Origin of the sequence: Staphylococcus cornubiensis, from assembly GCF_900183575.1 — a bacterium.
Lineage (GTDB): Bacteria > Bacillota > Bacilli > Staphylococcales > Staphylococcaceae > Staphylococcus > Staphylococcus cornubiensis.
Window position 1 is genome coordinate 1 of record NZ_FXUZ01000054.1, and the last position, 465, is coordinate 465.

Genomic DNA, 465 nt, shown 5'->3' on the forward strand with positions numbered 1-465 from the left:
TCGATCCACCATTCGCTGCTGATTCACTTAATGACTCATAAGTTGATTTCGCTCCTGATGTTAAGTCGCTGAAGAATTGGCTTACTTCTTTCGCGATACTATCTGATTCGCTTGTGCTTGTTGAAGTACTTGCTGATGTGCTTGCACTTACTGATTCAGATGCACTTACTGAGTCAGACACACTCATCGAAGTTGAACTACTCATTGATTCACTATTCTTTGCTGATACGCTTAGTGATTCTGATGCTACTTCAGATACCGATTGACTTTCAGACGTTGAAGCACTCATTGACTCGCTATCCGTTGCTGACGTACTTAATGATTCGTAAGTTGATTTCTCTCCCGATGTAAGGTTACTAAAGAATTGACTTACTTCCTTCGCGATACTGTTTGATTCACTTGTACTCACTAATGCACTTGTTGATTCTGATGCATTCATTGAATGAGAACCATTCATCGATCCAC

General features: G+C 40.4%; 1 pseudogene. It reads right to left on the reverse strand.

Annotation, left to right across the window (positions count from 1 at the left end):
* Nucleotides 1-439, reverse strand: a pseudogene (locus CCE82_RS12470) (accessory Sec-dependent LPXTG-anchored adhesin); the annotation flags it as partial.
* Between the last annotated feature and the right edge of the window lie 26 nt (nt 440-465).